Annotated in this window: 9 protein-coding genes and 1 pseudogene; 5 read left to right on the top strand and 5 right to left on the bottom strand. The window is 64.9% G+C overall.

The genetic code is table 11. The features are described 5' to 3' along the window. The 3 genes from N802_RS18670 to N802_RS18660 all read left to right on the top strand — a co-directional run. On the top strand, positions 1-704 hold a 704-nt coding region (locus N802_RS18670; protein ID WP_211254463.1), incomplete at its 5' end, for a DUF6361 family protein. Then, positions 691-2553 (top strand): phospholipase D family protein, encoded by a 1863-nt coding sequence (locus N802_RS18665; protein WP_035919391.1) that lies wholly within the window; start codon positions 691-693, stop codon positions 2551-2553. The genes N802_RS18670 and N802_RS18665, both read left to right, overlap by 14 nt. Further along, on the top strand, positions 2550-5741 hold the full coding sequence (locus N802_RS18660; RefSeq protein ID WP_035919389.1) for a P-loop NTPase family protein: 3192 nt from the start codon (positions 2550-2552) through the stop codon (positions 5739-5741). Before N802_RS18665 ends, N802_RS18660 begins: the two co-directional genes overlap by 4 nt. 24 nt (positions 5742-5765) lie before the next feature. Here N802_RS18660 and N802_RS18655 read toward each other — a convergent pair whose 3' ends face one another. Together N802_RS18655 and N802_RS18650 are read right to left on the bottom strand one after the other, a co-directional pair. Next, positions 5766-6512 (bottom strand): uracil-DNA glycosylase, encoded by a 747-nt coding sequence (locus tag N802_RS18655; RefSeq protein WP_281175160.1) that lies wholly within the window; start codon positions 6510-6512, stop codon positions 5766-5768. After that, entirely contained in the window at positions 6509-7141 is a 633-nt protein-coding gene (locus N802_RS18650) for a hypothetical protein (RefSeq protein ID WP_035919386.1), read from the bottom strand. The genes N802_RS18655 and N802_RS18650 overlap by 4 nt, the downstream gene beginning before the upstream one ends. A 335-nt stretch (positions 7142-7476) precedes the next feature. On the opposite strand from N802_RS18650, the gene N802_RS18645 reads away from it, so the two are divergent. Further along, on the top strand, positions 7477-9474 hold the full coding sequence (locus tag N802_RS18645; protein ID WP_035919385.1) for a DUF262 domain-containing protein: 1998 nt from the start codon (positions 7477-7479) through the stop codon (positions 9472-9474). Between the two features lie 418 nt (positions 9475-9892). Here N802_RS18645 and arr read toward each other — a convergent pair whose 3' ends face one another. Together arr and N802_RS21140 are read right to left on the bottom strand one after the other, a co-directional pair. Beyond that, positions 9893-10345: an NAD(+)--rifampin ADP-ribosyltransferase gene (gene arr / locus N802_RS21145; RefSeq protein ID WP_245614005.1), complete on the bottom strand. Its 453-nt coding sequence runs from the start codon at positions 10343-10345 to the stop codon at positions 9893-9895. A gap of 132 nt (positions 10346-10477) precedes the next feature. Beyond that, positions 10478-10867, bottom strand: a pseudogene (locus tag N802_RS21140) (putative immunity protein); the annotation flags it as partial. Positions 10868-10999: 132 nt separating this feature from the next. Between N802_RS21140 and N802_RS18635 the strand changes: the two are divergent. After that, on the top strand, positions 11000-12604 hold the full coding sequence (locus N802_RS18635; protein WP_035919383.1) for an MFS transporter: 1605 nt from the start codon (positions 11000-11002) through the stop codon (positions 12602-12604). A gap of 12 nt (positions 12605-12616) precedes the next feature. Here the strand turns inward: N802_RS18635 and N802_RS18630 are convergent, their stop codons facing one another. Beyond that, a complete protein-coding gene (locus tag N802_RS18630; RefSeq protein ID WP_035919380.1) occupies positions 12617-12910 on the bottom strand; it encodes a DUF1905 domain-containing protein in 294 nt (97 codons plus the stop codon). Positions 12911-13378: the final 468 nt, after the last annotated feature.

The raw sequence follows: 13378 nt of genomic DNA, 5'->3' as shown, positions 1-13378 counted from the left end.
CAAAGCCCACCACTCCACGGGACTCATACCATCCCCCGAGCGGCTTTGCCCTCACACGGGAGGAGTCCGATTGGTTGGCCGAGCGCATCGAGATGAGCTGCCCTACAACGCTGCTCGCACATCTGGTGCGTGAGGGGCACGTCCTTCCTAATTCACTTCGGACCCCGTGGGCCGCAACGCCAGTGACCCAGTTCACCGAGTTGGATCACGCACGCCTCTTCGCCACGTCACTCCACGGTGCCGCCCTGCTCTACAACCTCCTCGTCGCGGAGGCCTACGAGGAGGCCGGTTTCACGTCGGTCGACCAACCTGTCGACTACTACCGCGTCTGGCTGCGCGAGTGGGCCGAGGACGAGATCGCACCACTGGCAGATGACATCCAACAGTGGGATGTCGCCGCAATGTGGCGACTCGTGGCCAGCCAGAACCCCAACATCCACCCACGCACGCGCCTGTTCGTCGATCACTGGATCAGCTCAGTGCGAGTTGGACGAGCCTTCGAGGTCGCTGACCGTAGCGAACTGCGCGGCGTGGTCCTCGATCGGGAGCGACGGAAGGGCAAACAGTCGCGCTTCGTCAACACCAAGCTCCTGGAGGCATGGTCGGGGAACTCCGGAGGTGGGCTCTTCACCTATCGGTGGGGGACAGTCCGAACCATCGTCAACGACATCGCGGAGGGGAAGTCGCGCGATGCTGCCTCCTGATAGCAGGGCCGTCCTACTCGACCACCTACGACCGAGCGCGGGCTACAGCCTCGGCGGGGCCATCGCGACGACCTTCACCCTGAGCCTTCCGGCGGCCGTCATCCCGCCCCTGGCGTTCTCCGCGTTCACAGGTACGGGCTCGCCGGGTCAGGACCCCATCAGCCAACTCGAAGCCGTTCGGTCGGCGGCGAACCGAATCGACGTTTTCTGCCAAGCGGGGAACATCGCAATGCCTGCGAAGGCTGCCGATCTTTTCGCTTTCGTGGAACCCATGGTTCATGGCGTGCGCCGCCCACCTAACGGGCTGTTCCACCCCAAGATCTGGTTCATTCGCTATGACCCCAACCAAGGTGGATCTAGTCAATATCGCCTGCTCGTGCTCACTCGAAACCTGACGCATGACCGGACTTGGGATGTCGTCGTGCGACTCGACTCGGCAGCCGTGGAGAAGCGGGTTCAGCGCGAGAACGCTCCACTCGCTGCTCTCCTCTCAAGCCTTCCGGAGAGGGCAGTCACGCCAATGGCTTCAGCCCGGGCAACACGGGTCAGCGCTCTCGCAGACGAGGCCCGTCGAATCTCCTGGGAACATCCCGAGTCCATCGGGTCGCTCGACTTCCACTACCTCGCGGAGGGCCGCGGGTTGGACCTTTCCGGTCATCGGCACCTCGTGATCTCACCGTTCCTTAACGACGCGGGTCTTCGTGCGGCCACACGGCACAGCCGCGACATCACCGTCCTGTCCCGTGTGGAGGAGCTCGAGCAGCTGGAGGTGGGCACTGCAGGCGACATCACGGCATACGTGCTCGATGAGATGGCAGGCATCGACTCCGGTGAGGGAGTCGAGGAGGCCACCCATGCTCAGAACGATGGTGCGGAAGTGGCGCCCGCAGCTGGCGCCGGAAGCCTCCTCAACGGCCTTCACGCCAAGGTCTACGTCGTTGAGCCCGACGCCAGGCAGCGACCGCGACTCCTCATCGGTTCGGCGAACGCCACCGATGCTGCCTTCGGATCGAACGTCGAGTTCATGGTCGAGTTCCGGGGGGCGAGGAAGGACTTTGGAATAGACAGGTTCGTCGGACCCGAAGGCTCCCTGGCGGAAATCATCCGTGAATACCAGGTCACCGGCGGACAGGCTCCCGACCCGGCAGAGGAGGAGCAATTTGCCCTGGAGAACGCGCTCCGATCGATCGCGGAGATCCATCACGTGATCACAGTGACGAAGGGGGCCACGGCGACTGCGGAAGCCAAGCCGGCGTTCAGCCTCATGGTGGCGACGGATCGCGCCTACTCAACTCCATCCGACTGGAAGGTGACGGTCGGGCTTCTGACACGACCGGGGTTGGGGAGAATGGTCGAGTCGAGCACCCCATTGGCGGAGAAGTTCGAGGGCGTCGAGAAGGCGGACATCACTCCCTTCCTGTGCGTGTCGCTGACGGCACCATCAGGACTCTCTGCCAGCACCGTGCTGGTGGGTGAGCTCCACAACGATCCCGAGGATCGCCTTGACGTGGTGCTGGCCAGACAGATCGACACGCCGGAGAAGTTCCTGCGCTTCCTGTACCTGCTCCTCAGCCTCGGGAACCTCCACTGGCTCGCCCAGCTCGAGGCCGGCTCGGACTCCGACGCAGCAAAGAGTGGGCCCTTGCTTGGCTCTGGTCGAGGTCCGGGGATCCTCGAACTGGTGCTGCAGGGTATCGCGACAAACCCGTCAGCACTGGATGACCTTGATGGCCTCGTCCGTCGTCTCACGGCAACCGAGGAGGGGCGGCATTTGCTCCCCGAAGGGTTCGAGCAACTGTGGTCAGCGGTGTCCGACGCCCGGGCCGACATGAAGAGGACTCGATCATGACCAGGTTCTCCGCCGACCCCATCCTTGCCGGACTCACGGACTTCCAGCGCCGGACTGTTGACCACGTGTGTCGGCAATTGCAGACGCCTGGCGGGTCTGGTTGGTTCCTCGTCGCGGACGAGACCGGGCTCGGCAAAAGCATGGTCGCGCGTGGGGTCATCGCCAAGACCGTCGAGATGCTTGAGACCGACGACAACATCAAGCGGATCGACATCGTCTACGTGTGCGCCAACGCCGATTTGGCTCAGCAGAACATCACGCGCCTGAACGTCACGCCGGACGAGGCCGTGGCGTTCTCCAGCCGACTGACGTTGCTGGCTCGGCACACCGCCAAGCTAGCCAACACCCGGCGAGCCGGGAAGCCCGTCAACCTGGTGTCGTTCACGCCGGGCACGTCGTTCGACATGGGGCACAGCAACGGCGCCGCACCAGAAAGGGCCATGCTGTTTCTGATTCTGTGCCAGATCTTCGACCTTTCAAAGGCACAGCAGACGGCACTCAAGCGGATCCTCCAAGGGCAGGTCCGCACGCTCGACGGCTTTTCAAGCACGATCTACGGGCTTCAGGCCGAGCTCGAGCGCGACGGCATCGACCCGGTGATCGTCCGCACCTTCAAGAAGGAGATCGGTTACGGGCAGCGACGCCTGGGCGGCCAGCTCCTGGAGTTGATCGACGCCGTCACCGGACGCTCTACCGTGCCCAAGTCTCACGTCGACGAGCCCGCCAAAATGGTGCGCAGCCTTCGACGTGCGTTGGCACGGGCCAGCGTTGAGAGTCTGGAGCCAGATCTGGTGATCCTCGATGAGTTCCAGAGGTTCCGGCATCTCCTGAACGAGGACTCCGAGGCCGGCGAGCTTGCACATGACCTCTTCCGTCACCAGGCCGCGAAGGTCTTGTTGCTGTCTGCGACGCCGTACAAAGCCTTCACGTATGCCGAGGAGATGGGCGAGGATCATGCCAGCGACTTCCTGAAGACCGTCGGCTTCCTCGGCGAGGGTCACGCGGACTTCGATATCCAAGGTTTGCAGGGGCAACTCGGGAATTACAGGGCAGCAGTGACGCGGGGGCGCGACGCCGGGGCAATAACCCAGGCCATCAGCACAGAGTTGCTGAAGGTGATGAGCCGTGCGGAACGACCGCAAGTCGAAGACGTCATCGGTCGCAAAGAAGTCGTGCGGCCTGCCGCTGCAGTCACCGCGGCGGACCTCGTGGGCTATGGCGCCCTCAGTGAGGTGGCACGAGCGGTCAAGGAGCCTCGCGACGCCGGCCTCGTGACCGCCGAGTACTGGAAGTCAGCGCCCTACTTCGTGAACTTCTGCGACACCTACAAGCTCGGCGAACGCATCAAGGGTGCGACCCTCAGCGGGACGCCGGTACCCGCTCTCACGCGAACGCAGCGCCTGCGCCGTGAGCGCCTCGAGTCGTTCACGCCCATAGACGGCGGAAACGCCAAGATGCGGGACTTATTGGCTCACACCGTCGACAAGGGGTGGTGGAAGCTTCTCTGGATCCCGCCATCCATGCCTTACTTCGAGCCCGGCGGACCGTATGCCGGTGTCGAAGGTGTGACGAAGATGCTCGTCTTCTCGTCGTGGACTGCCACCCCAACAGCCGTGGCGTCGATCCTCAGTTATGAGGCTGAGCGACGGGCTGCTGAGGGATCTGGCTATAGCTCCTACACCGCTGAAAGCCGCAGGCGGCAAACGCGCCCACTCAGCTACTCCGTCCGCGACGGTGTACCAGCAGAGATGACGACAATGCTCGTGTCATGGCCCATGCCTGGTCTTGCCGAGGCAGCCGACCCGCTGGCGCTGGTGGCGGCGAACGGTGGCCGCCCACTGAATCTTGCTGACGCGGTCACGGCCGCTGGCCGACGGGTGGTTGACGTGTTCGGGCAGGCTCCCTCGCATTCCCGCTCGCGTGCGACGGGGGCGGACGGCCACGAGAGTCTTTGGCGGGTGGTCTTCTCACACGTGTCTGCCTGGCCTGACTCGCACCCAGACACAGAGTCCCTCCACATGTATGTCAACGCGATGTCCGGACACTCAGTTGGCTCAGAAGACGACGACGGTGGATCACCACAGGACGCTGGTCAATGGGCACACGTCGAGGCAGCGAAAGCAGCCCTTCAAGCGGGGGCACTCAGCCTCGAACCCGAACAAGTGGAGATGCTTGCCCGGATCGCTTTGCATTCACCAGCAAACATTGCGTACCGCGCGCTCTCCCGAGTGCTCACGGATGCGGACGCGGTCGAGCAAGCCACTCATTTCGAGGCAGCTGCAGTTATCGGAAACGGCCTGCGATCACTCTTCAATCGCCCGGACGTCGCCAAGCTCATCGAGAAGGTGACTGATGACGATCAAGCCTTCTGGCAGCGAGTCCTTCAGTACTGCGCGTGGGGCAACCTTCAAGCAACGATGGATGAGTTCGTGCACCACCTGCGCCAGGACCAATTCTCGAGTCCCCTGACGGAGTGGACCCTCCTTGATTTAGCTGACACGGTGGCGGCGTCCATCAGCCTCCGGGCCAGCACTTATCAGGCACTGAACGCCGATGACGTCGGCGCACCTCTCACCTTCGCCCCCAAGTTCGCCCTCCGGTACGGAGGCCGCAAGAACGAAAGCGAAGATGCTCGCCAACCGGAGGTGAGGCGTGCCTTCAATGGGCCGTTCTGGCCCTTCGTCCTAGCCTCGACCTCCGTGGGTCAGGAAGGTATCGACTTCCACTGGTGGTCACACTCCGTTTTCCACTGGAACGTGCCACCCAACCCTGTCGACTTCGAACAGCGTGAAGGCCGCGTAGATCGCTACCGGGGACACGCCATTCGGCGAAATGTCGCCCACAAGCACGCCCAAGCCGTGCTCGCCGACCCGGGGCGTGACCCATGGCAGAGGGCGTTTGAACTTGCGACGGACCTCACCGAGACGTACGGCGACTTCACGCCCAACTGGGTGTATCCCGGACCTGCCCAGATCGAACGCCACGTCGCGCCGTTCGCCCTCAGCTCAGACCAGGGGCGCTACGAGCAGACCAAGAAGGACGTCGCCCTGTACCGCCTCACGTTCGGCCAGCCACGACAGGAAGACATGATCACGCTGTTGCGCCAGCGAGGTGAGGTGGGTGGGGTGTATTCACACTCCGACTATCGGATCAACCTGACACCGCCGGAGGCGGACGCCCTGCCTTGAGGTTCGCGCAGCGTGTCTCGACGGTCAGCGTCGGTCCGCGACGCCGCCCCAATTGACGGGCTCGAGGCCCGCCTCCTCCAAGAACGCGTTCGCCCGCGAGAAGGGCTTGCTGCCAAAGAAGCCGCGATATGCCGAGAAGGGCGAAGGGTGCGGCGACACGATCACCCGATGGACGGACGTGTCGATTCTCCTCTCCCTCCTCTCGGCGTCCTTGCCCCACAGAACGAAGACCACCCGCGCGGGCTTCGCGTTGAGAGCTTCGATGACAGCGTCGGTGAACGTTTCCCAACCCTGGCCCTGCCACCGCCAACGCCGGTGAACGTCGCGATCCGCCTTCGTTCCTGCCCGAACCGTGAGCGAAGTGTTGAGGAGGAGGACACCCTGGTCCGCCCACGCTTCGAGGTTGCCGTGCGGCGGTGGCGCGACACCGCAGTCCGCCTCAAGCTCTGCGTGAATGTTCCTCAACGAAGGGGGAATCGGGACGCCCACCGGGACTGAGAACGCGAGCCCGTGCCCTTGGCCCCGATTCGGGTACGGATCCTGACCGAGGATCACCACCTTGACGTCGTCAAACGGCGTGTGTTCGAACGCTGCGAAGGTTTGAGACGCAGGTGGGAAGACCTCGTGTTCCCGGCGCTCGTCCGCGACGAAATGGAGCAGTTCTGACCAGTAGTTCTTCTCGAACTCCGGCCTGAGTTCCACGGTCCAATCAGACGGCAAGAGCGACGCCTGCCGACCATCACGCTTGCCTGCCTCTCTGCCCAGTGTCACTGTCGCCTCTCTGCCCGGGACTTGAACTCGAAGGTGGTGGTGGCCTCCGGGTCGACGCTCTTGATCAAGGTGTCATAGAAGACCTTGGTCTGATCCTGGAGCGTCTGCTCATTGGAGGCGATGTACTCAGCTTGAGCGTCATCGTTGAGGATCTCGTTCACCATCGCGATCTTGTCGATTTCCGGGGTGGCCCAACTCAGCACGCCCCCATCCTCTGCGGCAACTTTGAAGGTCGGCTGCTCGTAGCCGATGAATGCGAACGCTGGCACGGAAATGGTGAAATCGTGCTCGCCCTGCTGGGTCACCGTCACCTTGCTCCCGTCAAGACCCAACTTCGCGTGAAAGTTGTACTGCAGGAAGGCGGTCTTGCCCGTCCCCGGGATGGTCTTCCCGAAGAGTTCACGGTTCTGGTCGTAGTCCTTGATGCCCTGAACGCCCAAGCTCAGAAGTGAGACCTCTTCCGTGCGCTCGATCGACTGGATCACTTGCGAGTCCCTGCTCGAGGACTCCAGGCCCAGAGGCGACAACCACTCCTGTTCCCTCGCAAAGGCAAAGCCTCCCAGCGCGACAAGTGCGACGAAGAACAGGCCAAGCAGGCCCACAGCCAACTTGGCGAACGAACGGATCATAGAATTCATACTTTCTGCTCAGATAGGGCGACGGCGATGTGACACTCCCCCCATGCACAGCAAACTATCCGCGGGGGCCGACACAGGTGGTCGTTTCGGGAGGAGCGCCCGTCGCTCTCACTTCAGACCAACGGACAGAGGACTGCGGTCCGCGCTGACCGACCCTGAAACTCTGGGGCCCGGCCTGGACGGGGCCATCGTCGCCCAACACCGACCCAAGACTTGAGCAGCCACGCCCTCGGAGAGGGCGCTCGCGGCTAGCATTACCACGGCAGCGCACCCACCGTTTCTGGTGCCGTTCGAGCAAGGACCATGACCATCCGGGGGGTTTCTCCATGACAGGTTCGCCGAACGTTGAGGCTAGGGCCACAGGCACGGTCGACTGGCTGAAAGAGATCCGTAGCGCGGCAATCCCCGTATTCCAACGGGACTACCGCTGGAGCGAGGCCACTTGCGCTCAACTCCTTGATGACATTCTGCGCGTCGCAGAAGCTCCACACGGCGGTACTCACTTCATCGGTTCGATCCTCTCGACGCGAGACAACAAGGGCGACCGAGGTTCGCTCACGCTGGTTGACGGCCAGCAGCGTGTGACCACGTTGATGCTTCTGATCGCCGCCATCCGTGATCTTGCGCAGGACGCAGGCGTGTCCATTGCTGATGATGCTTCCGAGCTCCTCTTGTCGGTTGGTGATCAGCCCACCAAGTTGCGCCCCCACCGACGGCACGAAGGCGTTGTCACGGAGCTCCTCACCGGGCAAGCCGACGTGCTGGGCGAATCCACCTTCGAAACCAATTACGCGTTCTTCTTCAACTCCCTGACCGACGGTTGGCAACGCGCGTGGGACGGATTGCACCGACTTGAGCATGTGACGATCGAGCTGTTGCCGACGGCCAACGCGCAGCAGATCTTTGAGAGCCTCAACTCGACCGGCACAGCCCTGGCGGACCACGAACTGATCCACAACTACATCCACATGGGGCGCTCTCACGCTGAGCAGGACGAATTGGAGAACCACACGTGGATCCCGATCGAGGCAGCCACCGGAGGCGCTACTCGCGCCTTTTGGCGGGACTACCTTGTGCTCACCGCGGAGACTCACACGGACCTGACGGGCGACTTCGCGATCTACCGAAACTTCCGTGAGCGGTTCCCCGATCCACGTCGTGACATCACGCTGCCGCTGCGTGAAGAATGGCTCCGCCTCGCGGGTCACTACCGCCTCCTACTCACGCCCGGCGAAGAGCCTGACCCCGACATCCGCCATGAGTTGACAGGGATCGGCTGGTTCGAGGGCACCCCTCGGCCTCTTCTGCTCGGGATGTACGACGACTACTCGAGGGGGCGCGTCGGGAAAGATGGCTTCGTCGCCGAGTTACAGCGACTACAGACCATGTTCCTTCGCCGAGCCGTGGTGAACCTCGACCGCGACATCCGCATGATCGGAACGATGTGCCGTGAGATCAAGGACGGCTATCCGCTGGAAGGCATCGTTCGCCGAACACCGGAGGATGGGCACGTCAGAGTGGAACTCAAGCACGGGCGAGTTCCCCATGCGGGCTACGTGTTGAGGCGGATGCAAGATGTGTCGGCTGTAGGCGAGCCCTTGGATATCGAGCACATCTACCCGCAGGCACCCAGATCGGAGTGGTCGAGCGGTGATGGTGTCCGTTGGGGCGATCTGGACCCCGACAAGCAAGGTGAGTATCGCGCCGTACTCAACACTCTGGGCAACCTCACGTTGCTCGAAGCCTCTTTGAACAGGGGTGCGAGCAATCGACCCTTTGCCGACAAGAAGCCCTTCTACGAGCTCAGCAGGATCGCCGAGGTAAAAGACGTCCTGAGCACGCGAGCCACGTGGGACGCCAACGCGATCCGTGAGCGCAACAGTGAACTGACGGAACGATTCCTAAGAATCTGGCCCAGATGGAGTGACGCCCCGATGGAAGCAGCAGAGAACCTGGTGAGAGTTGTGGACCTGCCCCGCGATGCGAAGCGCGGCTACCCCGGGATGTTCGAGTACGTCGCGTTCGGCGATCAGATCTGGGGTGACGTGCACACCTCCAAGGAACTGCTCGTCCGCGTGGCCAACGAGTTGCGATCTGTCGATCCCTCACTGGCGGATCAGACGGAGTACGCCGCCCTTTTCACTTCGGAGAAGAAGCCGCGACAAAGCTTCCTCACCTTGAACGACGGCACATATCTCTACGTGGGCTGGGCGCACCAGTACCTGCTCAACGCGGCGCAACAGTTCATCGAGGCGATGCGCATGGCAGATGAGGCAAGGGTCAAACTCAGCCTGCCAACTCCCGACCACCAGCCTCCCGAGTAGCCAGAGGAGGACGCCACCCAATTCCGGCTGCCGTTGGCTAACGCAGGCGCGGAAGCTTCCGAACCGTGTCAGGTGCGGACTGCGTCGACGACAACGCGCAGAGAGGGGCGGTCGGTGCTGCCCGCGCGGGTGGCACAGCCAGCACTCGACGCACAGGCTTGCCGTGGAGGGGCAGCACGCGCGCCTGCCTACGATCTGCACCGCCCGCCAGCGCGGGCAGCAACTCCGCTACCAGCTCGCCGCGACCCTGATCTCGGGACGTGAGGAGGGGCCACAGGTCGGAGTCCCTTTGGTTCACCTCCGGGAGCAAAGGCCTCCAAATCGCCACCCGCGACAGTTGGCGAACAGCCAGCCACCAGCGCAAGACCCTCGACGGCGAGGAACACGAGAAGGTGGGCGGACGGCATACGGAAGGGCCTTAGTCATCCATCGCTTCAATGCCGAGTTCGGCGAGCTCGGCCACGCGGGCACGCATGTGCCGCACCGTCTCCGGCGGCGGGAACGTCAGCCCGAGGATCTCGTCGACCACCCGCAGCGGCTCCTTCGTGCGATAGGAGCGGGTCGGGTTGCCGGGGAACTTCTTGTCGGTGACGTTCGGGTCGTCCTCGATCGTGCCGAGCGGTTCGACCTCATAGACCCGCCCCCGCCCGTTGCCGCGCGCCAGGGCCGCCGCCAGGGGCGCACCCTCGCGCGTCGCCGTCAGATAGATGTGGTTCGACCGCTTGCCCGACCCGTAGTTCGTGTCATGCCCAGGCGCGAGCAGGTCCCCGGGCTGCAGGTCGGCCTTGGTCCCGTGGAAGAACGGCCCCGGGTCGTCGACCACGCGCGGCGTCGGGGGAGGGTCCCGCAGCAGGCTGTCGAGCCGCGCCATGAGGACACGCACCCGGCTGCGCCCCTGCGCCGCCCTCGGATAGCGGGACAGCACGTCCAGCACCTCCGGCGTCGCGCGCCGGCGAGCGGCATCCAGCACGTACTCCGCCACCACCGGATCGTCACCCCGCGAGAGTTCGGCGGCGCGCGCGGCGTGCGCAGCCGCGCCCAGGATGTGCCGCAGTTGGCTCGCCTTCGCAAGCGGATGAAGGTATGCCGTCGCCGCGGCATCCCCTGCCGCGATCGCTGCGTGCCCAGCGGCTTGCGCAGCAACCCGCCCAGCGGCGTCGTCCGTGGCCTCCTTGCCGGCACGGTGCGCCTCCACGGCCGCAGTGCGTTGGAGGCGCGAGCGGGGCGCCCCGTCCGCGAAGACCCGCGCCGCGTCGAGTGCCGCAGCGGCCCGGGGATCTCCCGGATACGCCCGCTCGAACAGCACCAGCACCGGCGAGGCGCACGCCACGGCATACCGGGCCACCGCCCGGAGTTCGTCGGTCGTCAGGTCGAAGTCGCCGCTCGTCGACATCCCAGCGAGTCTGGCACGGCGTGGCAGCCCACAGGCCCTCAGCACTTGACCATCCGGAACTGCGGAATGGGCTCCGGCCCGGCCAAGCAGCCCGTAGCGTTGAAAGGTGCACGAGGGGCAGGGCCCGGACGCATGAAACTCCTCCGGGTCGTCCTGGGGAACCCACACCTCACCCGGCTCGAGGGCGGGTGGGCCGCCGTTGCGCTCGTGAAGTGGGTGCTGGCGATTCTCGTCGCTCTCTATGCCTATCGGCTCGGCGGCGCTACCGCTGTCGGCCTGGCAGCTGTGGCGCGCATGGTCCCGGCTGCCGTCGCCGCCCCCTGGCTCAGCGTCTACGTCGACCACCACTCGCGGAGCCGCATCCTCGTCGTCAGTCTGGCGGTGCGGCTCGTCATCGCACTCGGCCTCTGGGCCGCAGTGTCCTGGGACGCTTCGCTGGCCATGGTCCTGGTGCTCGCCGCCCTCTATGGGATCGCCGATTGTCTCCAGAAGCCCACTCAGGCAGCTCTGCTCGGCATCCACGCCCACGACCCGACCGAGTTGGCGGCAGCCAACGCTCTGTGGAGCATCCTCGACAACGCCGCCTTCCTCGTCGGGTCGCTGCTCGTCGGGGCTCTCGTCGCTCTCGTCGGCCTTCCCGCCGGGTTCGTCATGTGTGCCGTCGTCCTTGCGGTGGGGCTGGCCATCGTGGCGGGCCTGCCGACCGACGACGCGCCACCGCCCCTGCCGGATGTCTCACCGCACGACGAACTCTGGGCCGGAATCACCGCCATTCGCAAGAGCCGACCATTGCGGCTGCTCACGGGCGTGCTGGCCGCAGACATGTTCATCCAGGCCGTCGTCGACGTCCTCGTGGTCGTCATCGCCATCTCGCTGCTCGGCGCTGGCGAGGCGTGGGCCGGCTGGCTCAGCGCGGCGTGGGGAGTGGGCGGGGTGCTCGGGGGAGCGACCGCCGCCACGCTCCTGGCCCGACGGCACATCACCCTCGGTCTCGTTCTCGGCCTGCTGCTGGGCGGCCTGCCACTGGCCGCCGTGGCGCTGTGGCCCGAACAGGCCTCTGCCGCAGCGCTGTTCGTGTTGATCGGCGTCGGCTTCGGGATGGTCGAAGTCGCCCTGCTCAACCTCACCCAACGCCTCGTTCCGGTCGACGTGCTCGCTCGCGTCTATGGAGCACAGGAGACGGTCACCATCGCCGCGATGGCGGCGGGGTCGCTCGTCGCCTCGGGCCTCGTCGTCTGGCTCGGCGAGGAAGGCGCCCTGGTCGCCACCGGGCTCATGCTCCCGCTCACGGCACTCGTGGTCCTGGCCCGACGTCGCGTGCTCGACGGCGGTATCCGGGTGTCGGATGACGACTTCCACCTGCTGCGGCGTATCGAGCCCTTCGCGACGCTTCCCGTGGCGACCATCGAGACCCTTGCGGTGCGCTCCAGCCATGTGACGGTCCCGGCCGGCGATCACGTCATTCAAAAGGGGGAGCCCGGCGATGAGTTCTTCGTGATCGAGTCCGGCGAGGTCGAAGTCTCCGTGAACGGCGTTGTCCGCCGCCGAGAAGGACCCGGCGACTACTTCGGTGAGATCGCCCTGCTGCGCGGCACGGCGCGCACGGCGACCGTGAAGGCGCTGATCCCACTGCACCTTCTCGTCCTGTCCCGGGCCGAGTTCCTCGCCGCCGTCGAGCACCCGCGCACCCGCCACGGCCTCAACCGCACGGCCGAGGAGCGCCTCCTACCCGACTGACGGCGCCTCAGGTCAGGCGTCGACAACGTCCAGGGCGACGTCCACGTCGTCGCCCTCGGCCAGCCCTTCCGCCGAACGCACCGCCTTCTTCATCGGCAGCACGTAACTCCCTTGCGACGTGTCGGGGAAGACCGACGTCGACCACGACGTGTCACCCACGGTCACCCGAACCCGCACCGACCCGAACCCGCGCCCCGACCCCGGCAGCTCGGCAATCTGATCAGCCGCGTCGTTCGGCAGGGTGACGAAGAACCAACCGTCCTTCGCATCCCACTGCCACAGCGGCGCCGTGAATCGGAAGTGCATGGATTCAGGCTACGGCGACGGTCTGACGACGCAGCCACGCTGCCAACGCGCGGCGATCGCCCGGACGGGAGCGGACGGCATACGAAAGAAGCGACCTCGTCCCGACTCTTGCTGACGAGCCGGGACCACTGCCCGAGGCCGCCCCTCCGCAGCCTCGGATCGATGTGGCTGGCCACCCACCTCCTTCGTATGCCGTCCGCTCACCTCACGATTTCCGAGACACCAAGGGCGCCCCAGTGCCATGGTGGTAGGTGCTTCTGCGGTGTGGAAGGTGTCGGTTCGGACACCTTGACGGGCGAGCCCTCGAAGGGGACTAGTCATGGCACAGGGAAGGCAAGTGGCCGTCGCGAGTCGCGACATGGCCGTGGCCGCCGCACGGGGAGAGTCGTTGGTGCCGTTCCTCGACGGTCTGGTTTAGTGCTTCGCCGCCGATGCGGGGTATGAGTCCCGTGGAGTGGTGGGCTTTGA

The sequence above is a fragment of the Knoellia sinensis KCTC 19936 genome (assembly GCF_000768705.1).
GTDB classification, from domain to species: domain Bacteria; phylum Actinomycetota; class Actinomycetes; order Actinomycetales; family Dermatophilaceae; genus Knoellia; species Knoellia sinensis.
This window is presented reverse-complemented; position numbering and strand designations above follow the sequence as displayed.

What these genes read in the sequence shown, in the direction of transcription:
- arr (WP_245614005.1), bottom strand. Translation starts at nt 10,345, where the DNA reads ATGGCGCGGCTCGACAGCCTGCTGCGGGACCCTCCCCCGACGCCGCGC.
- N802_RS18635 (WP_035919383.1), top strand. Translation starts at nt 11,000, where the DNA reads ATGAAACTCCTCCGGGTCGTCCTGGGGAACCCACACCTCACCCGGCTC.
- N802_RS18660 (WP_035919389.1), top strand. Translation starts at nt 2,550, where the DNA reads ATGACCAGGTTCTCCGCCGACCCCATCCTTGCCGGACTCACGGACTTC.
- N802_RS18650 (WP_035919386.1), bottom strand. Translation starts at nt 7,141, where the DNA reads ATGATCCGTTCGTTCGCCAAGTTGGCTGTGGGCCTGCTTGGCCTGTTC.
- N802_RS18645 (WP_035919385.1), top strand. Translation starts at nt 7,477, where the DNA reads ATGACAGGTTCGCCGAACGTTGAGGCTAGGGCCACAGGCACGGTCGAC.
- N802_RS18630 (WP_035919380.1), bottom strand. Translation starts at nt 12,910, where the DNA reads ATGCACTTCCGATTCACGGCGCCGCTGTGGCAGTGGGATGCGAAGGAC.
- N802_RS18665 (WP_035919391.1), top strand. Translation starts at nt 691, where the DNA reads ATGCTGCCTCCTGATAGCAGGGCCGTCCTACTCGACCACCTACGACCG.